At 46.3% G+C, this 18,215-nt stretch carries 18 protein-coding genes and 1 riboswitch; all 18 genes read left to right on the top strand.

Annotated elements, in window-relative coordinates; translation table 11 throughout:
- Nucleotides 1-152 precede the first annotated feature (152 nt).
- The 18 genes from ACU1JV_RS02280 to scpB all read left to right on the top strand — a co-directional run bounded on the left by ACU1JV_RS02280 (nucleotide 153) and on the right by scpB (nucleotide 18,187).
- Nucleotides 153-1,793 carry a glycosyl hydrolase family 28-related protein gene (locus tag ACU1JV_RS02280; RefSeq protein WP_058711117.1) on the top strand — a complete coding sequence of 547 codons (1,641 nt, stop codon included), beginning with the start codon at nucleotides 153-155 and terminating at the stop codon, nucleotides 1,791-1,793.
- Nucleotides 1,794-2,014: 221 nt separating this feature from the next.
- Nucleotides 2,015-3,208, top strand: a complete 1,194-nt coding sequence (locus ACU1JV_RS02275; RefSeq protein ID WP_413986573.1) for a D-alanyl-D-alanine carboxypeptidase family protein — start codon at nucleotides 2,015-2,017, stop codon at nucleotides 3,206-3,208.
- A 96-nt stretch (nucleotides 3,209-3,304) separates the two neighbouring features.
- On the top strand, nucleotides 3,305-3,658 hold the full coding sequence (gene spoIIAA, locus ACU1JV_RS02270) for an anti-sigma F factor antagonist (protein WP_013310782.1): 354 nt from the start codon (nucleotides 3,305-3,307) through the stop codon (nucleotides 3,656-3,658).
- Nucleotides 3,655-4,110: an anti-sigma F factor gene (gene spoIIAB / locus ACU1JV_RS02265; protein ID WP_013310781.1), complete on the top strand. Its 456-nt coding sequence runs from the start codon at nucleotides 3,655-3,657 to the stop codon at nucleotides 4,108-4,110. Before spoIIAA ends, spoIIAB begins: the two co-directional genes overlap by 4 nt.
- Before the next feature lie 11 nt (nucleotides 4,111-4,121).
- Nucleotides 4,122-4,877 carry an RNA polymerase sporulation sigma factor SigF gene (gene sigF, locus ACU1JV_RS02260; RefSeq protein WP_064962957.1) on the top strand — a complete coding sequence of 252 codons (756 nt, stop codon included), beginning with the start codon at nucleotides 4,122-4,124 and terminating at the stop codon, nucleotides 4,875-4,877.
- A gap of 174 nt (nucleotides 4,878-5,051) precedes the next feature.
- A complete protein-coding gene (locus ACU1JV_RS02255) occupies nucleotides 5,052-5,693 on the top strand; it encodes a stage V sporulation protein AA (RefSeq protein WP_025675632.1) in 642 nt (213 codons plus the stop codon).
- A complete protein-coding gene (locus ACU1JV_RS02250) occupies nucleotides 5,690-6,112 on the top strand; it encodes a stage V sporulation protein AB (protein ID WP_090738848.1) in 423 nt (140 codons plus the stop codon). Before ACU1JV_RS02255 ends, ACU1JV_RS02250 begins: the two co-directional genes overlap by 4 nt.
- A gap of 26 nt (nucleotides 6,113-6,138) precedes the next feature.
- Nucleotides 6,139-7,833 carry a spore germination protein gene (locus tag ACU1JV_RS02245; protein ID WP_013371731.1) on the top strand — a complete coding sequence of 565 codons (1,695 nt, stop codon included), beginning with the start codon at nucleotides 6,139-6,141 and terminating at the stop codon, nucleotides 7,831-7,833.
- A gap of 110 nt (nucleotides 7,834-7,943) precedes the next feature.
- The gene (lysA, locus tag ACU1JV_RS02240) at nucleotides 7,944-9,311 is read left to right on the top strand and encodes a diaminopimelate decarboxylase (RefSeq protein WP_058711114.1); all 1,368 of its coding nucleotides are present in this window, start codon (nucleotides 7,944-7,946) and stop codon (nucleotides 9,309-9,311) included.
- A 163-nt stretch (nucleotides 9,312-9,474) separates the two neighbouring features.
- Nucleotides 9,475-9,909 carry a peptidylprolyl isomerase gene (locus ACU1JV_RS02235; protein WP_013310775.1) on the top strand — a complete coding sequence of 145 codons (435 nt, stop codon included), beginning with the start codon at nucleotides 9,475-9,477 and terminating at the stop codon, nucleotides 9,907-9,909.
- Nucleotides 9,910-10,163: 254 nt separating this feature from the next.
- Nucleotides 10,164-11,177 carry a 2-oxoacid:acceptor oxidoreductase family protein gene (locus tag ACU1JV_RS02230; RefSeq protein WP_013371729.1) on the top strand — a complete coding sequence of 338 codons (1,014 nt, stop codon included), beginning with the start codon at nucleotides 10,164-10,166 and terminating at the stop codon, nucleotides 11,175-11,177.
- A complete protein-coding gene (locus ACU1JV_RS02225) occupies nucleotides 11,177-13,465 on the top strand; it encodes a thiamine pyrophosphate-dependent enzyme (protein ID WP_413986572.1) in 2,289 nt (762 codons plus the stop codon). The genes ACU1JV_RS02230 and ACU1JV_RS02225 overlap by 1 nt, the downstream gene beginning before the upstream one ends.
- 219 nt (nucleotides 13,466-13,684) lie before the next feature.
- A complete protein-coding gene (locus ACU1JV_RS02220) occupies nucleotides 13,685-14,152 on the top strand; it encodes an IDEAL domain-containing protein (protein ID WP_058829742.1) in 468 nt (155 codons plus the stop codon).
- Nucleotides 14,153-14,220: 68 nt separating this feature from the next.
- A riboswitch (FMN riboswitch) is annotated at nucleotides 14,221-14,393 on the top strand.
- A gap of 330 nt (nucleotides 14,394-14,723) precedes the next feature.
- The gene (ribE, locus tag ACU1JV_RS02215; RefSeq protein WP_025675636.1) at nucleotides 14,724-15,389 is read left to right on the top strand and encodes a riboflavin synthase; all 666 of its coding nucleotides are present in this window, start codon (nucleotides 14,724-14,726) and stop codon (nucleotides 15,387-15,389) included.
- Between the two features lie 74 nt (nucleotides 15,390-15,463).
- Complete coding sequence (gene ribB, locus ACU1JV_RS02210; RefSeq protein WP_413986571.1) at nucleotides 15,464-16,147, top strand: 3,4-dihydroxy-2-butanone-4-phosphate synthase; 684 nt, start codon at nucleotides 15,464-15,466, stop codon at nucleotides 16,145-16,147.
- A 30-nt stretch (nucleotides 16,148-16,177) separates the two neighbouring features.
- The gene (gene ribH / locus ACU1JV_RS02205; protein WP_013371724.1) at nucleotides 16,178-16,642 is read left to right on the top strand and encodes a 6,7-dimethyl-8-ribityllumazine synthase; all 465 of its coding nucleotides are present in this window, start codon (nucleotides 16,178-16,180) and stop codon (nucleotides 16,640-16,642) included.
- Nucleotides 16,643-16,815: 173 nt separating this feature from the next.
- Nucleotides 16,816-17,610, top strand: coding sequence for a segregation and condensation protein A (locus tag ACU1JV_RS02200; RefSeq protein WP_040103467.1), 795 nt, complete (start codon nucleotides 16,816-16,818; stop codon nucleotides 17,608-17,610).
- Entirely contained in the window at nucleotides 17,579-18,187 is a 609-nt protein-coding gene (scpB, locus tag ACU1JV_RS02195; protein WP_013371722.1) for an SMC-Scp complex subunit ScpB, read from the top strand. Before ACU1JV_RS02200 ends, scpB begins: the two co-directional genes overlap by 32 nt.
- The last annotated feature ends 28 nt before the right edge of the window (nucleotides 18,188-18,215 follow it).

The raw sequence follows: 18,215 nt of genomic DNA, 5'->3' as shown, positions 1-18,215 counted from the left end.
TTCTTGTACAATCATATAAAATATTTATTTTCATTTTTCGCGATCCTAGAGCAAGCCTTATTGTGCATATACTCAGTCCATGCTAAGAAAATGAAGAATTCTTCGGCATAGTCTGAAAGTATTTTCACGTTTTTAACAATGGGGGTGTTTGGGTGGCAGATTTTACAGACCGATTGAAGTTGAATTTGAGCGGTACGGGCAAAGAGTTAACGCCTCAGCAGTTAAATGACAATTTTAAAGCCATTGAAAAAGAATTCATGGAACGCAGTGTAAACGTAAGCTGGTTTGGAGCTGCTGGTGATGGTATTCAGGACGACACGGCATCTTTGCAAGAATTGATTAACAAGACCCCCGATTACTCCATTCTTCACATCCCCAGCGGCCGATACAAAATAACATCTACCCTTCAGATTCGGAAGCAGGGTATGCGCATTTTTGGTATTCATAAGGGCAGATACCGACAGGGTAAGGGAGTTACATCGATTGAATATTATGGCAAGGGCCCTTGTTTCCAAATTGGAGACGAAAGTCTGCCATCGTTTAGTGGCTTTCAAAATGTGCAGTTCCATGACTTATCGATCCGGTACGAAGGGACCGACAGAGCTACCTTAAATAATCCGTTTTCGCAGTCAGTGAAGCGCGGGTATTATGGCAAAGGTACTACGGGCATTCAGGATTGGAAGGGCGGCGGCGTTGTCCTGGATAACGTGTTGATTGAGCATTTTGAAACGGCTTTTTGGGGCTATGAAAGTGATGTGAACTTATTTAAATGCACGGAGATAAATTACAATAAAATAGGGATTCACTTGCAGAACAGAAGTTCACAGTTTACAAGCATTGCGCTTTTTACGCTCGGAAACGATACGGCGCTGGACCTGAATAGTTCTAACGGGGCGAGATTCATGGCTAGCCAGCACATTAAGGATGGGAGCCCCAGTGATATTCCCATTCTAATAAATGATTTTATGAATGCAGAATTTATAGGCTGCTGGTTTGAGGGACTAAGCAGAGAACACAAGGTGACAGTACCTTCTTTTATTCAAATTGGTGCTACGAAAGAAACCAAAAATGTTGCCTTGCGCGACTCTATTTTGGCGATAGCAGACAAATACGATGACACCCAATCAGTGTGCAATTATTTTGTGGATGTGGTCATTGGCAAAAAAGTTTTGGTGGACGAGGTGGGCGGATATCCCCGTAATCTAAAACAGCTTATTTGTTTCTCTGGTAGCTCCTCCACACAGCAGGTGACACTTCGCTCACATTTGGATTTTAGCTATAGCAATCATCGTTATGACGAAAATAATGGGACAGGGCAAGCGTTGTTGCTCGTAGAGAAATATTCGAATAACGGTATTGAACATTTGAATGAAACCTTTGTCAAAGCCTACCTTGGTTCAAGGCAAAATATCCCTGCAGGTAGCTGGCAGAAAGTAAGGTTCAATCAAATCAATCATGATGAGTTGACCGAATTCGATGGTTCGAATAGTCGGTGGCGAGCCAAACGAGCTGGGAAATACAGAATACAAGTATACGTTTCGACCGATCCCCAAGTAGATGGTAACCGGACACGGCTGGCACTTCACCTGAATGATGAGCAGCTTGCCGGAAGTTCTGCTTATGCATATCTCGATGACAGGGTGATTGGCGGGCTGAACTATGGTGCATTGAGTGGAGCAATGGAACTTAGACTTGAAGCGAATTCTTTTATTGATATACGGGTGTTTAGTCAAAATGCAGTGGATATTTTACCGGGTGGAGGTATTACATACCTCACCGTTAGCCGGATTTGAACGATTTTTATAGATCCTGTTACAGACGATACATGTTGTGTCATTTATAGATTGGAAAATAGCACCATGCTGGCTCAGCTTGGTGCTATTTGATGTTTTTATCCATATGGAATATTTTTCTTTCAATCTGACGACAATGGTTAGCAGCACGCGAATAGACCGGAGAGATCAGTAAATGGACTCCGGTGCTTTACGCCAATATGTTGAGGAGGGGACCGATTGTGAAGAAAAAAGTGGTGGCGTTCATCCTGGCTTGTCTGGTAGCCTTGACTGCCGTCCCTGTCGGCGGTTGGGCCGAAGAAAGCAGACCTGAAAGCAAAACCAAAGTAGGATCAGCAGCTGAGCTGGCTCCCGAGGCTCTTTCGGCGATCTTGATGGATGCAGATACAGGCACAGTCATCTATGAAAAAAATAGTCGTGAAAAGCTTCCTCCAGCAAGCATCACTAAGATTATGACGATGCTGCTAACAATGGAGGCCATTCATGATGGCAAGCTCAAGCTGACCGATAAAGTACGGGCCAGTGAGTATGCGTCTTCAATGGGAGGCTCGCAAATTTTCTTGGAGCCGGGAGAAGAAATGACGGTCGATGAGATGCTGAAGGGAATTGCGATGGCTTCGGGCAACGACGCCTCTGTAGCGATGGCGGAGAAAATTGCAGGGTCTGAACAGGCTTTTGTCGAGATGATGAATGCCAAGGTGCAGCAGCTCGGACTCAAAGATACGCATTTTGCCAATTGCAACGGTTTACCCGTAGAAAATCACTATTCCTCTGCGCATGATATTGCGGTTATGAGCCGGGAACTGTTGAAATATCCACAAATTACGAAATATACGGGATCGTATCAGGACTATTTGCGCAAATCCTCGGTCAAGCCCTTTTGGCTGGTGAATACGAATAAGCTTGTTCGCTTCTATACCGGAGCAGACGGTCTGAAAACGGGCTATACGTCAGAAGCAAAGTTCTGCCTTTCCGCTACAGCGAAGCGTGATGGCTTACGTGTAGTAGCTGTCGTACTCGGTGAGCCGAACACGAAGATACGCAACAATGAGGTTTCTTCCATGTTCGACTACGCATTTTCTCAATATACAATGAAATCCATATATAAACCAGGTGAAAAGCTGGGCAGTGTAAAAGTTGAAAAAGGTGTATTACCAGAGCTGGAAATTCAGGCTGACCGTTCTTACAGTGTGTTGGTGAAAAAAGGCGGCAACAAACAAACACTGCGTCACGAGCTGCAACTGACTCCAAGCCTTAAAGCTCCTGTCCGGGTGGGTGACCCCGTTGGTAAGCTGGTCGTCTATCAGGATGGACAACGTCTTAAGGAGTTTAATATCACTTCGCCTGTGGCGATCGAGAAGGCCGACTGGTGGAAATTGTTTAAACGTACCATGTCAAACCTATTTTCTTTGTAGATTTTACGGGGTTTTCTTCTAGTTTTGTCGGAGGGCAGGAATCGTCTGCGACTACGTAGAAATCCTTGTCCAAGACCGGGAGGAGAGTGAGCAAGCATGAACCTGCAAATTGAAATGGAGCATCACCGGGGAGTACTTATTGTAAGGCTGTCTGGTGAACTTGATCACCATACGTCGGATATGGTCCGTATGCAAATGGATGAGGCGATTCAACGCCGGCAATGCGAGCATATCGTGCTCAGCCTGAAGAATCTTCAGTTTATGGATAGTTCCGGCCTTGGCGTTATCTTGGGACGATACAAACTGATCAAGCAAAAGGGCGGGAAAATGGCAGTCTGTGATGTCAATCCGCCGGTACATCGACTGCTGGATATGTCAGGCTTATTTAAAATCATGCCCATCTATGACAACGAGGGAAATGCGCTCACGGAATTGGAGGTTGTGTCATGAGAGAAGGCACGGGGAACAATTTCATGAGCTTGCAGTTTGCCGCCAAATCGGAAAATGAAGCATTTGCCCGCGTGGCTGTGGCAGCCTTTATTTCCAGGCTTGATCCCACAATGGATGAGCTTAGCGATTTGAAGACCGTCGTGTCTGAAGCGGTGACAAACAGTATTATTCACGGCTATGACAGCGATCCGTCAGGTGTTGTAACGATTAAAGTTGGGATTGAAGCGGACGTGATTACGTTGGTCGTTGAGGATGCAGGACGGGGAATTGAGGATCTGGAGCTGGCCAAGCAGCCTCTCTATACGTCCAAGCCTGAATTGGAACGCTCTGGCATGGGCTTTACGATTATGGAAAATTTCATGGATGAGTTCGAAGCAGTCAGTGAGCCGGGCGGAGGCACGTCGGTCCGGATGAAGAAAAGGATTGAATCCAAGAAAGCTTTATATAATTAGGAGTTGATCCTATGGAAGCAGGAGGAAAAAAAACTTCGCACAGCTATTTGGAGGATGCAGAGGTCAAGCGGCTTATTGCACTGAGCCAATCTGGTGATAATGATGCTCGTGAGACACTGGTCAATAGTAATATCCGGCTCGTCTGGTCTGTCGTGCAGCGCTTTATGAACCGGGGGTATGAACCTGACGATCTTTTTCAAATTGGTTGCATCGGATTGTTAAAATCGGTGGATAAATTCGATCTCAGCTACGAAGTCAAATTTTCAACGTATGCGGTACCTATGATTATCGGTGAAATTCAACGGTTCCTTCGAGATGACGGTACACTCAAGGTTAGCCGTTCCTTGAAGGAAACAGCCAATAAGGTCCGCAAAATGAAGGACGAGCTATCCAAACGGCTCAATCGTCTGCCTACAGTCAAGGAGGTTGCTGATGAGCTGGGAGTGACACCGGAGGATGTTGTTTTTGCGCAGGAGGCGAATAAGCCTCCTACCTCGATTCACGAAACGGTGTTTGAAAATGACGGGGACCCGATTACACTTATGGATCAGATTGCCGACGAATCACAGGAAAGATGGTTCGACAAGCTGGCGCTGAATGAGGCCATTGACGGATTATCTGAGCGGGAGCGATTGATTGTGTACCTGCGTTATTATCGGGATCAGACTCAATCAGAGGTTGCAAGTCGTCTTGGTATTTCTCAGGTGCAGGTATCACGATTGGAAAAAAAGATTTTACAACTGATCCGCGATCAGATTGCCCAATAATAAAGGGCAGGATTTTAGTAAAACTTTATGCTTACGCATTTTAAAGGGTATTCCAAAGCCATTTTAATGGCCAGGAGTACTCTTTTTTGCGTGTGACAAAAGACAATATACAGAATAGGTTTGCTTGCTTCGCTCCATACTAATCGGTAATTACGAGGATAAGGAGGGAATCGGATGAATCATAGTCCGGCTCCTATTGTCTACTTGCGGCTCCGCAGCCGTGTGCGTATGATCCAAGGGCAGGATTTACATTTGGGCGATGTAGCCCATCTGCTGACGGAGCCCGAATGGGAAAAGGATCTGCTTGAACTTGTTCTCAAGCGGCCGCAGAAGCAGGACGGTAACCTGATACTGGTGGACATGCTACAGATCATATCAAAAATTAGAGATCATATTCCGGGAGTTGTAATTGAATCTCTCGGGAAACCGCATGTACTTGTGGAACTCGTGGAGAGACCCCGTAAGCCATCCAAAATACTGTTCGTGTTGGTATGGTTGCTTCTGTTTTTTGGCTCTGCGCTGACGATTATGAACTTTCATGCTGACGTTAGCATGATGGAGGTACAGGTTCGGATTGTAGAAATGATTACGGGACAAAAGGATGAGCACCCGTACTTGTTCCAAATTGCTTACTCGATCGGCATCGGCTTTGGTATGATCGTATTTTTTAATCACTTGTTCAAGAAAAAATGGAATGAGGAGCCGACGCCACTGGAGGTGGAAATGTATCTGTATCAGGAAAATGTGGATCAGTATGTTGTGGCAGAGGAGTATGAAAAGATGGCTCGTTTGCAGCCAAAGGATAAGAAACCATGATATTTGTACAGGCTGCACTTCAGATTATTTTGGGTATCGCTGGGGGGCTGGCGGTAGGTAGCGGTGTGATTGCTTTTTTTATTGTGCTGGATATTATGCCGCGATTAGCACAACTCACCCGGACGTATAAAAAATCACGTGCATACGAAAAGGCGATGATTTTAGGTTCAGTGGCGGGAACCGTGGTCGATTTTTGGAACATCTGCTTGCCATTACCGGGCATATTTACATGGATACCTGGTTTGTTTTGCGGAGTGTTTATTGGCTTGCTCGCCGCGGCTCTAACAGAGGTGCTGAATCTCCTGCCGATACTGGCCAAGCGACTCCATATGACTGTATACATGTTCGGTCTGTTAATGGCAATGGTGCTTGGCAAGGTAACGGGTTCCTTATTTGATTGGTTTGTATACAACCGTTAATAGTGAAAGAGAAGGGGGCAAGAAGTATGGATCACAGAACGGATCAGGATCAGCAGGAGCATTATCATGGAGACGGAGCAATTGGAAGGGAAAATCATACTGACGGGGAAAGTTTGGGCTCCTGGAAGCAAAAGCAGGAGCAGGAAGCCGCCCGTCTTAAGCACAAAAAAGAAAGCGAGCGTTCTGATAATGTAGAGGAATCCATTCGTTATTGGCAGATTGAGGATGATATTTCGCCAAAGATGAAGGAAAATCGTGAAACCCTTAAGATGGTATTGGGTTTGGGAGAAACCTTTGATGTTGTATTTAGGGAAATGACAACAGGTGGCCGCCATATCGGGTATTTGTTCTTGAATACCTTTGCCAAGGATCAGATCATGCTTGAGGTGCTAAAGCGGCTCACCTATCTGACGCCGGATGACATGACTTCAGCTGGACTTCAAGCGTATTTCGAAAATTTTATTCCACATATACAGGTGGAGAAGACGGATAAGATGTCCGTTGTCATAAACAAGGTACTGACGGGAATGAGTGCTCTCTTCATGGAAGGCGAGCGTTTTGCTGTTATTCTGGATACTCGTAATTACCCTGTACGGAGCCCAGAAGAACCTTCCTTGGAGAGAGTTGTGCGCGGTGCACGTGATGGTTTTACTGAAACGATGCTTACAAATGTAGGTTTAGTGCGTCGGCGTTTGCGAGACCCCGGACTTAAATTCGAGGCCATGCAGGTCGGACGCCGAACTCGAACAGATGTATGCTTGGGCTACATTGATGATATTGTGGATAAGGTCATGGTGGATACGGTACGAGACAAAATTAAAAATGTTAATCTGGATGGTATTCCACTGGCTGATAAGCAATTAGAGGAGACGATTATCAATAAAGGTTGGAATCCATATCCATTAGTACGATATTCAGAGCGACCAGATGTTGTGGCTTCGCATATTATGGAAGGAAGGCTCGTAATTTTCGTTGATACCTCACCCAGCGTAATGATTTTGCCTACCACTTTTTTTGACCTGTGCCAGCATGCAGAAGAGAATCGGCAAACCGCTTTTATGGGTAGCTATTTACGCTGGGTACGTTTTATAGGCATATTCGCCTCGATGTTTCTGCTTCCGATGTGGCTGCTAATGGTTATCAATCCCGAATTAAAACCGGCGTTTCTCGATTTTATCGGCCCTCAAAAGGAAGCACATTTTCCGCTGATTGCCCAGTTTATCATTGTGGAACTAGGGGTAGATCTTATGCGAATGGCAGCTGTGCATACTCCGACACCATTGGCTTCCGCCATGGGGTTGATTGCAGCCATTCTGGTTGGTGATATAGCGGTTAAGACGGGACTGTTCGTAAATGAAGTCGTATTGTACATGGCTGTTGCTGCCATAGGAATGTTCGCAACACCGAGCTATGAGCTGGGGCTCGCGAATAGACTGATTCGACTATTCCTGCTGATTGCTGTTGCTATTTTTCACGTACCAGGCTTTGTCGTGGGCACGACACTGATCATTTTGATGCTGACGCTGCATCGGTCATATAATTCTTCGTATTTGTGGCCGTTTATTCCTTTTAATGCCAAAGCGTTAGCTTCCATCTTGTTCCGTATGCCTGTACTTGATGCGCCTAACCGCCCGTCATTTAATAAAACGAGGGACAATACGCGTATGCCCCATACGGATGCCAACACAGATTCGAACTCAGGCAATGGACAGGAGCATTAATGTAAATGTTCTGAATAAAAATCCATTGTTCTTGATGTTTTTTTTGCTATACTGGTGTAAACATTCGATGGAATATGACTAGCTTGTTCCAGAAAGAGAGGCGCCAGAACATGTATTTGCATGGAAGCAGTAAAATTAACAGCAATGGACATTTGGAGATTGGCGGATGTGATACCACGCTTTTGAAAGAGCGTTTTGGCACGCCGCTATATATTGTAGACGAACAGTTAGTCCGCCGGCGCTGCCGGGAATTTATAGAAGCATTTCGTGAGACCGGTTTAAAGTTTCAAGTGGCTTATGCAAGCAAAGCATTTTGTGTTATGGCAATGTGCGCTTTAGCTGCTGAAGAAGGGATGTCGCTCGACGTTGTTTCCAGCGGAGAGCTGTTCACAGCACTGCAAGCAGGATTCCCGGCAGAACGAATCCATTTTCATGGCAATAACAAGACGCCGGAAGAAATTGAAATGGCGTTAGAGGCGCAAATTGGCTGCTTTGTCGTTGATAGCAAGATGGAATTGCATTTGTTACAGGCTCTCGCCTCTGAAAAAGGACAACAGGTCAATGTTTTACTGCGGGTTACGCCGGGGGTTGAGGCGCACACGCATGAATATATGGCCACAGGTCAAGAAGATTCAAAATTTGGTTTTGACATTGCGAATGGCACAGCCCGTCAAGCGGTGGAACAGGCTATCAAGCTGGATCATCTTAATCTGCTGGGAGTACATTCTCATATCGGCTCGCAAATCTTCGAAGTCAATGGCTTCCAAATGGCTGCCGAGCGGGTCGCAGTTTTTTGCAGGGAGATTAAGGAACAGCTTCAGTATTCCTTCAAGGTGATTAATCTCGGTGGGGGATTTGGTATCCGTTACACAGAGGAGGACACACCGCTGAAACTATCCACCTATGTACAGGCTATCGGCGAAGCGGTAAAAACTCATTTTTCAGGGCTTTACGATGAACTTCCAGAAATTTGGATTGAGCCGGGACGCAGTATTGTAGGTGATTCAGGTACAACCTTGTATACGGTAGGAAGCATCAAGGATATTCCGCAGGTTCGTAAATACGTTTCTGTAGACGGCGGAATGACAGATAATCCACGTCCTGCACTGTATCAGGCCAAGTATGAAGCAATGCTGGCTAATCGAGCCCAAGATGCGAACGAAGAGACAGTGTCCATTGCAGGCAAATGCTGTGAAAGCGGCGATATGCTTATTTGGGATGTAGAACTGCCTCGCCCGAATAGCGGAGACTTGCTCGCTGTTGCCTCAACCGGAGCTTATAATTACTCCATGGCGAGCAATTATAACCGGATACGCCGACCAGCAGTTGTATTTGTCAACAACGGTGAGGCCGAGCTGGTAGTGCGTCGGGAAACCTACGAGGATATCGTTCGCAATGATGTTTTGCCACAGCGCTTGGTTCGTGATCAAGCCAGTTCAGTGGTTCAGCCCAATGCTAAGATTACGGTTTCGTCCTGATTGTGGAATTCTAAATTCAAGCAGGCCATTGCGTCGGTAATAATAGACCGGGGACAATGGCCCCTTTTTTTTGGACAAGGCTTTGCTAAGCGCGCCAATTCATAGTAAACTGGAACTTGATGTTATTTAGTTCTCAAAACAGGTTGAAAAGGAGATACAAACAATGAAAAAAGGTAGAATAGATCTTGAAAACGGCGGTATCGTCGAAATTGACTTTTTCCCAGAAGAAGCTCCAAACACCGTTGCTAACTTTGAAAAGCTGGCAAACAGCGGTTACTACAATGGTTTGAGCTTCCACCGTGTCATCCCGGGCTTTGTTGCTCAAGGGGGTTGTCCGATCGGTAATGGTACTGGCGGTCCTGGCTACACCATTGACTGTGAAACAGCTACGAATACAACAAAGCATGCCAAAGGCGTTCTGTCCATGGCTCATGCAGGTCGCAACACAGGTGGCAGTCAATTCTTTATTTGCTACGCTCCACAGCCGCATTTAGATGGAGTACATACTGTATTTGGTAAAGTAACCAAAGGTATGGAATTCATTGATGCTGTAAAACAAGGCGACAAAATGAAAGAGGTTAAAGTATTTGACGTGTAATTTACCATTACATGCATGATTTGAATTCCTTTAAATAGCGTTGCACCTAAGCCGTTCTGTCTTTGGACAGGGCGGCTTTTGTTGTCTTTTGTTTGACGGTTTGCTGATTTTTACAATCACGTAGGTATTACAGTGCGTAAGATCACATTCGAAAAGTAAGTGTTGTGATAGCCTTTTCATAAGAATGCATTTCCATTTATTTTATATGAGTATTCAAGCTCAGTAAGAGTTGGAAAAGAAGGGGGCTTATCACATTGTCTATTTTAACGCGCACAAATCGACTCGGATTTTTTGAAATCCGGCTGGAATCCATTGGTGGTCTCGGCGCAAATCTGGCTGGCAAAATGTTGGCCGAAACCGGGGTACTTGGTCTGGGGCTGAATGCTTCAAATTTCTCATCCTACGGTTCGGAAAAGAAGGGATCTCCAGTTAAAAGCTTTGTTCGCTTCTGTGAGCCGGAGGTGGATATTCGCGATCACAGTCCGATCGAGCAACCGCATGTGGTAGGCATTTTCCATGAAACGTTATACAAAACGGTAAATGTAATCAGCGGCCTGCCAGCAGATGGGATTGTAGTGGTAAATTCCACACGTCCGGCAGAAGAAATACGGGCTGATTTGGGACTGGTATCCGGTACATTAGCAGTGGTGGATGCGATGGGTATCGCACTGGAAGAGCGGACCAAACTAAATACGTCCATGCTAGGTGCCTTGTTCCGTGTCTGTGATTTCCTGGACCCGGAAGCAATGAGATCGGTTATTCGCAGTACTTTTGAAAAGAAAAATCCACAATTAGTGGAACCTAATCTGCGTACGTTTAATCGTGGTTTTGAAGAAATGCAACTACATGTATATCCGGTTACTGCTGATGCGCAGGATCGGGTTTTTGAACGTCCGCAGCCTTTGCTAGGGTACGAAACTCAATTGCTGGGGGGCGTTATTGCAACTCAGGGCAACAGCATGACGAAAGATGTTAGTGGTTCACGTCAGGGTTATGTACCTGAGTATGAAGCTGATAAATGTACTCATTGTGCCAAGTGTGATTCGATTTGCCCGGATTACTGCTTTGTATGGGAAGAGCAAGCAGACAAACGCGGAAGAATGATGCCGTTTTTGCAAGGGATTGATTACCAGTATTGCAAAGGGTGTCTGAAGTGTGTAGATATTTGCCCGTCGGGGGCATTAAGCTCGCGTCGCGAACAATGGGGCTGGGCGGAGCAGAATCGCGTTGCCCACCAATTTCCAGTATATGAAGGGGGGCGTGCGTAATGGCAAAGCTGGAGGAAGAACTCAAACAGACGGGCGCCGCACAAGTGACAACATTCGAATCCGGTAATGAAATGGCAGCTACGGCGGCTGCGCAGATCAATTATCATATGATGGGATATTTCCCGATTACGCCATCGACTGAGGTAGCACAGTATCTGGATCAAATGAAAACGCGTGGTCAGCATAATATTAAACTGGTTGCAGCAGATGGAGAACACGGATCGGCAGGGATTTGTTATGGAGCTGCGGCAGCAGGAGCGCGGGTTGTGAACGCTACCAGTTCGCAAGGTTTCCTATACATGCTGGAGCAGTTGCCTGTTCAGTCGGGTACCCGTTTTCCTATGGTTATGAATCTGGTGACAAGAGCTGTCAGTGGTCCCTTGGATATTCGGGGGGATCATTCGGACCTGTATTATGGTTTGAATACAGGCTGGGTCATTTTGACGGCAAGTACGCCACAGGCTGTGTATGATATGAACATTATGGCTCTGAAAATTGCAGAGCATAGCGATGTACGGTTGCCTGTAATGGTCGCATACGACGGTTTTTATACGTCCCATCAAAAACGTAAAGTGCAATATTTTGCCGATGCAGAGACCGTGCGCGATTTTGTAGGCCCCAACCCGAACCTAAATTATCCGAATATTACGGATTTTGATCATCCTGTCACTGTGGGTGCGCATATGAACGGCGATGACCTGACGAATAATCACGCTCAACTGTCCAAAGCGTTGAAGCTTTCAGAAGGAGTATATGAGCAGGTAGCAGCAGAATATGCCGCTTTATCCGGGCGGGAATATCCGATTTTGGACCTGTATCATATGGAAGATGCCGAGGTTGCGGTCTTCCTGCTGAACTCGGCGGCCGAATCGGCCAAGGATGTGGCGGATCAACTCCGCACGCGCGGCATTAAAGCGGGTGTGATTCGTCCGAATATCATCCGGCCATTTCCTGCTGCACAATTGCGAGAGGCATTGCGTCATGTCAAGGCGCTGCTGGTGGGTGAACGTGCAGATTCATACGGATCGGATGGCGGTAATTTGACGCACGAAATCAAGGCGGCGTTGCAGGAGGACCCGTTGAACCAAACCATCGTGTTAAGCCGTATCTTTGGCTTGGGTGGTAAGGACTTTTATGCGGAAGATGCAGAGGCCTTCTTCCAGCTTGCGATTCAGGCGGCAGAGGCTGGACGCGCGGAGAAGCCTTTTGATTATTACGGGGTTAATCCAGGATCTCCAGACAAGGTGATGCCGCAAGTCATGCAGCCACCACGTGGCAATGCATACCGTACGGGGCTGATTCAGGTTACGCCGGACGAGGCGACTGGGAAGCTCAAAGTCAAGGTACCACCTCTGCGTTCGTTGACAACCAAACCACGCCGTCTTACACCAGGGCATGGGGCTTGTCCTGGTTGTGGAGCCTTGTCTGCGCTTGAGCTATTTTTTAAAGGAATTGAAGGCGATATTGTCGTACTATTCCAGACTGGCTGCGTTTATGTGGTGACGACAGGGTATCCATATACATCACACAAGCAACCGATGATCCACAATCTTTTTCAAAACGGGGCCGCTACCCTTTCAGGTGCGCTGGAAGCTTACATGGAGATGAAGCGACGTAATGAAATTGAGATATCTGATGATCCAACCTTTATCATGATCAGTGGTGACGGTGGGATGGATATCGGTATGGGTTCTGCAATTGGTGCGGCTCTGCGTAACCATAAACTGATTATGCTGGAATATGATAATGAGGGGTACATGAATACAGGTTCGCAGCAGTCATACTCCACTCCAATGGGGCATATGACCAGTACATCGGGTGTAGGAAAAATGCAAAAAGGGAAGCAAGGGCATCATAAGGATACCGTGCAAATCATGGCCGCCTGTAACATCCCGTATGCCTTTACAGCAGCCGAAAGTCATCCGCAGGATATGCTGCGCAAAGCGGCCAAGGCTCAATGGTATGCCAACAACGTCGGTACGGCTTATGGTAAAATTCTGTGCGCCTGTCCGCTCAACTGGAAATCCGAAGACAGACTGGGTACTAGCATCGTAGGCGCCGCAGTTGAGTCTTGCTTCTTTCCTTTGTACGAAATCGAGCAGGGAAGCACGACGATTACGTACAATCCGGAAGACAAGGGAAAACGGATTCCAGCCGCAGAATGGCTGAAATTAATGGGTAAAACGAAGCATCTTCTCAAAGAGGAAGCAACGCTGGCTACCTTTGAGCAGGAGATTGAGCGTCGCTGGACTATCCTGAAAAAGAAACATGAAATTTCGGAGTTATAATTCTGTTTTTTGCATAATAATCGTGTAACATTGTTAGCCGCTGTTTCGGCACCAGTTCGATTGAGATTCCTTGCGCTTGCTGCGCAAGGAATCTTTTTTTGCGTTTATGGACTGAGGCATAAAAAAACAGGTAATGATTTCCGATATAGGAGTGGAGGCCTATAGAAGGCATGTTATAAAGTTTTCTTCTGAATTTTAAGATGCAATGAGGTGCAGGTAATGATTAAGCTGAATACAGTTGAAATAATTGAAATTATAAAGAAGCAAATCCCCAAGGTTATGAACATCACGCCAGTGGAACTCAAGTTTACGGATGATTTTGGACGAGCATCGCTGGCGGCAACAGAACACAAATTCACGCTGACGAACCAGCATTATTCTGCCAAGGTGATGGATTGTGTGTTAGAAACACAAGTGCGCCCTATTTTAATGTGTGAAATTATTTATTTTTTAAAATGCGAGTTTATTGATGGGCATGTGGATGTGCGACTGGATTATGAAGCATGTTCTGAGGGAGAGCGAGGACCTGTCGCTTCGGCCGTTATTACCTTTGACCATGATACACAGCTTGGAGTCGACGAACTGGCCGATCTGATTGATCTGGCACTTCATATGAATGATAAAACCTGGTTTGAAGAACTCTCCAGCCAATATGTCAAAACCAAAGCAGGAGCTTCTATTAGATAACTTGCTTTTTTTTGAAGTCGGTGCTAATATACGTAACAAGTTTAATGTTAATTCAATTAAATAAGAGCAAGATCCTTCGGGGCGGGGCGAAATTCCCCACCGGCGGTGATGACATGTTTGTGAATCGCTTCTGCGAACACAGCATGGCTTAGTCCGTGACCCGGATGCTGAACAATCAGCAGAAGGTGGACCTGGTGTAATTCCGGGACCGACAGTATAGTCTGGATGGGAGAAGGATACGAAGCGCATGTGCATGACGTGGCATGTGCCAATTTTTTAGCATACTTAAAAGTACGTACGGCTTATTTCGTTGTAGGACAGCATCAGACGATAGCTTTTTTTAGCTTTCTTTTTGATAACGTTCTGAGCGTAATTGCTGTATCTTCGATCATGCTTTCTTTTGGCAAACCTATGATTTCATGTCATTTTAAGACATACATGAACTGCGCTTGTATACTACATATGTGACTCTCATCACCCCCATGACGGATTGAATCCTGACTGGGGGTTATTTGCGCTTACAGCAGATGAATTAGGGATAAACTGAAATGTAGTGGAAAGGAGTGAAAGCATGTTTACCGGATTGGTCGAGGAAGTGGGTCGCATTCAAAGTATTTCCAAAAGCGGTGAAGCGATGGTGCTGGGGATTTCGGGTTCTGTGGTATTGGGCGATTTGAAAATCGGCGATAGTGTCTCGGTAAATGGTGTTTGCCTGACGGCAATACAGATTGGTACTAAAGATTTTAAGGTTGATGTGATGCCAGAGACTTTTCGCAGCAGTAATCTAAGGGAACTCAGATCCGGTAGCCGAGTCAACCTAGAGCGAGCGATGGCGGCGAATGGAAGGTTCGGAGGACATATCGTACAGGGACATGTGGACGGGACGGGTACAATTCGCGGAGTAACATCAGACCAGAATGCAGTTGTGTTCGAAGTTGAGCCTTCTGATCAAGCATTATTTAAATATGTTCTCCTCAAAGGGTCAATTACAATTGATGGTATCAGCCTCACAGTCGCGCAGCGTACGAGAGATAGCTTTGCCGTATCCATCATCCCCCACACCTTAGCTGAAACGGCCTTACAAGCCAAACGTGAAGGAGACACTGTGAATATTGAATGCGACATATTGGGCAAATATGTGGAGCAGCTTTTACATTACAGAGGTTCAGTACCGATGAAGAGAGCAGATCAAGCTCCTCTTAGTTTGGACTATTTGGCGAAACACGGCTTTGCTTGATACAGCCTGATACAGAATGATAGAAAATTTGGTTCAGGAGCATTCGTGACATAAGACATAAGGAGGAGAGGGTTATGGATAGAGGCATCCAAACAAGTGCGACGACAAATATCATGGAGCAGGGCGAGTTGCACCATGACGAAGAGATTCGATTGGATTCCATCGAAGAAGCATTGGAGGATTTAAAGAACGGCAAAGTCGTTATTGTAGTGGATGATGAACAGCGGGAAAATGAAGGCGACTTTATCGCTTTGGCTGAGAAAGCATCGCCTGAGGTCATCAACTTCATGATTACAGAAGGTCGCGGGTTGGTCTGCGTGCCGATCACACAGCACAGAGCCGAGGCATTGGAATTGCATCCTATGGTAGAGCAAAACACAGATTTTCACGGTACCGCCTTTACGGTATCGGTAGATCATATGAAGACAACAACGGGGATTTCAGCGGCCGAGCGCTCTTTGACTGTTCGCGCCTTAGCCGACGAAGCAATCACGGGCAGCGATTTCCGCAAACCTGGTCACATGTTCCCGCTAATTGCTCGCAATGGTGGGGTCCTGCAACGCGCCGGTCATACTGAAGCGGCTGTCGACCTGGCACGACTCAGCGGCTTCAAGCCCGCCGGGGTCATTTGCGAAATTATAAAAGAAGATGGCTCAATGGCCCGCTTGCCTGATTTGGCCGTGATCGCCAAGCTACATCAATTGAAGCTGATTAGCATTCAACATTTAATTGAATACCGTCGTCGTTTGTCATTGTAAAAAATTCAAAAAAAAGAGAGGTTGATAAGCATGGCACGTTTTCTGGAAGGTAATCTTGTATCAAGTGGTTTAAAGTATGGTATTGTGGTGGGCAGATTTAATGAGTTTATTACAAGCAAACTGTTAAGTGGTGCGCTTGACGCACTTCAACGACATGGTGCACAGGAAGATGAAATTGATGTAGCATGGGTGCCGGGTGCATTTGAAATCTCACTTATTGCACAAAAAATGGCTGCAAGCGGAAAATATGATGCCGTCATTACGCTTGGCACGGTTATCCGTGGCTCTACTTCACACTATGATATCGTCTGCAATGAAGTGGCCAAGGGTGTGGCGGCAAGCAGTCTGAAAACGGGTGTCCCCATTATTTTTGGTGTAGTGACTACGGAAAATATTGAGCAGGCTATTGAACGAGCAGGTACGAAGGCTGGTAATAAAGGTTGGGATTCTGCGCTGGCTGCGATTGAAATGGCCAATCTCGGTAAGCAGTTCTAATGATATAAATGGCTGAAAGAACGGCATAAACTGCAAAGTGGAAAAGGGATTGGATTGTTAAGCAAGGCGATGACGTATATACTACAGAAAGAGGGATTGATAACGTAGAGCATAAGTGCTAATGGGGAAAGGTATTGTTGAATGATGATTGGAGTAAGGCAGGGGGAAGCACATTGACAGTCGTAAATTACAAGCTGGAAACATTCGAGGGTCCGCTGGATCTACTGTTGCATCTGATTGATAAAGCCGAGATCGACATTCAGGATATCCCGATTAGCGATATTACTGATCAGTACATGGCTTTTTTGCACAGTATGCAGGAGCTGGAGCTGGACATTACAAGCGAGTTTCTAGTGATGGCGGCGACGCTCTTATCCATTAAGAGTAAATTGTTGCTTCCCAAGCCACCTGTGATGGAATATGACGATTTGGATTATTATGAAGAAGAGGACTATGATCCACGCGAGGAACTGGTTCGCAAGCTGGTGGAGTATCGCAAATACAAAGGGATTGCTCGCCACCTGAGTGAACGGGAGTGGGAACGGAGTCTGATTTATGGCAAGGAGCCGGAAGATTTGAGCGCATTCTTGCCAACCGAACCCGCGAATCCGGTGCATGGGCTGCATGCAAGTGATTTGGTCGCGGCCTTTCAGCGTGCATTGCGCAAAGCTGAACGACGTACGACGGTAACCCGTGTTCATCGGGACGAAATTTCAGTCAAGGACCGTATCCGGCAAGTTATCGGGGCGTTAGAGATGGTGGGGACTGGAGGACGGCTGCTGTTCTCCAAGCTGATGCATGAGGACATGTATCGGCATGAGGTGGTTGTAACCTTTTTGGCTATCCTTGAATTGATGAAAATGAAGCAAATCTTCTGTTATCAGGAGAAGCTTTTCGATGATATTGTAATGGAGTGGAGAGGGGATTTACGGGTTAATGGATTATCTGAAGCTGAAATCAATTATTGAGGGGCTGCTGTTTCTTGCGGGAGAGGAAGGGTTGTCCACCAAGCAGATCGCCGACATTGTAGAGCAGCAGCAAGAGCTGGTTGAAAAGTGTCTGGAGGATATGAAACAGGACATGGAGCAGGGAGGAAGAGGTCTGCAGCTTGTCCGTATTGCTGGTCATTATCAGCTTGCAACCTTATCCGAACATGCACCCTATTTTGAAAAGCTCGCCTACTCTCCGGCACGTGCCTCACTGTCTCAAGCTGCTTTGGAGACATTGGCTATTGTGGCCTATCGCCAGCCCATTACAAGAGTTGAAATCGAAGAAATTCGGGGTGTCAAATCCGAGCGGGCCATACATACACTGGTCAACAAGGAGCTCATTGAAGAGAAAGGTCGAGCTGAAGCCATCGGACGACCAATATTGTATGGAACGACGAAATCATTCTTGGATTATTTCGGTCTAGGTTCGCTCGAAGATCTACCGCAACCGGAGCAATTCGAGGATTCAGACAATTTGGAAGAAGAGACACAGCTATTGTTCGAGCGTCTGGAGAGCAGCCAGCCTGCGGAGAACGATTCGGATCTGGAATCCTAAGTTCATAAAATTCAAAAGACAGCCAGTC

It is taken from the genome of Paenibacillus sp. T2-29 (assembly GCF_052921365.1).
This window is presented reverse-complemented; position numbering and strand designations above follow the sequence as displayed.

Bases quoted from the DNA above. Each gene is read 5' to 3' on its own strand.
- ribH (WP_013371724.1), top strand. From the start codon at position 16,178: ATGGCACGTTTTCTGGAAGGTAATCTTGTATCAAGTGGTTTAAAGTAT.
- ACU1JV_RS02250 (WP_090738848.1), top strand. From the start codon at position 5,690: ATGATATTTGTACAGGCTGCACTTCAGATTATTTTGGGTATCGCTGGG.
- spoIIAB (WP_013310781.1), top strand. From the start codon at position 3,655: ATGAGAGAAGGCACGGGGAACAATTTCATGAGCTTGCAGTTTGCCGCC.
- ribB (WP_413986571.1), top strand. From the start codon at position 15,464: ATGGATAGAGGCATCCAAACAAGTGCGACGACAAATATCATGGAGCAG.
- lysA (WP_058711114.1), top strand. From the start codon at position 7,944: ATGTATTTGCATGGAAGCAGTAAAATTAACAGCAATGGACATTTGGAG.
- ACU1JV_RS02225 (WP_413986572.1), top strand. From the start codon at position 11,177: ATGGCAAAGCTGGAGGAAGAACTCAAACAGACGGGCGCCGCACAAGTG.
- scpB (WP_013371722.1), top strand. From the start codon at position 17,579: ATGGATTATCTGAAGCTGAAATCAATTATTGAGGGGCTGCTGTTTCTT.
- spoIIAA (WP_013310782.1), top strand. From the start codon at position 3,305: ATGAACCTGCAAATTGAAATGGAGCATCACCGGGGAGTACTTATTGTA.
- sigF (WP_064962957.1), top strand. From the start codon at position 4,122: ATGGAAGCAGGAGGAAAAAAAACTTCGCACAGCTATTTGGAGGATGCA.
- ribE (WP_025675636.1), top strand. From the start codon at position 14,724: ATGTTTACCGGATTGGTCGAGGAAGTGGGTCGCATTCAAAGTATTTCC.
- ACU1JV_RS02255 (WP_025675632.1), top strand. From the start codon at position 5,052: ATGAATCATAGTCCGGCTCCTATTGTCTACTTGCGGCTCCGCAGCCGT.
- ACU1JV_RS02245 (WP_013371731.1), top strand. From the start codon at position 6,139: ATGGATCACAGAACGGATCAGGATCAGCAGGAGCATTATCATGGAGAC.
- ACU1JV_RS02235 (WP_013310775.1), top strand. From the start codon at position 9,475: ATGAAAAAAGGTAGAATAGATCTTGAAAACGGCGGTATCGTCGAAATT.
- ACU1JV_RS02220 (WP_058829742.1), top strand. From the start codon at position 13,685: ATGATTAAGCTGAATACAGTTGAAATAATTGAAATTATAAAGAAGCAA.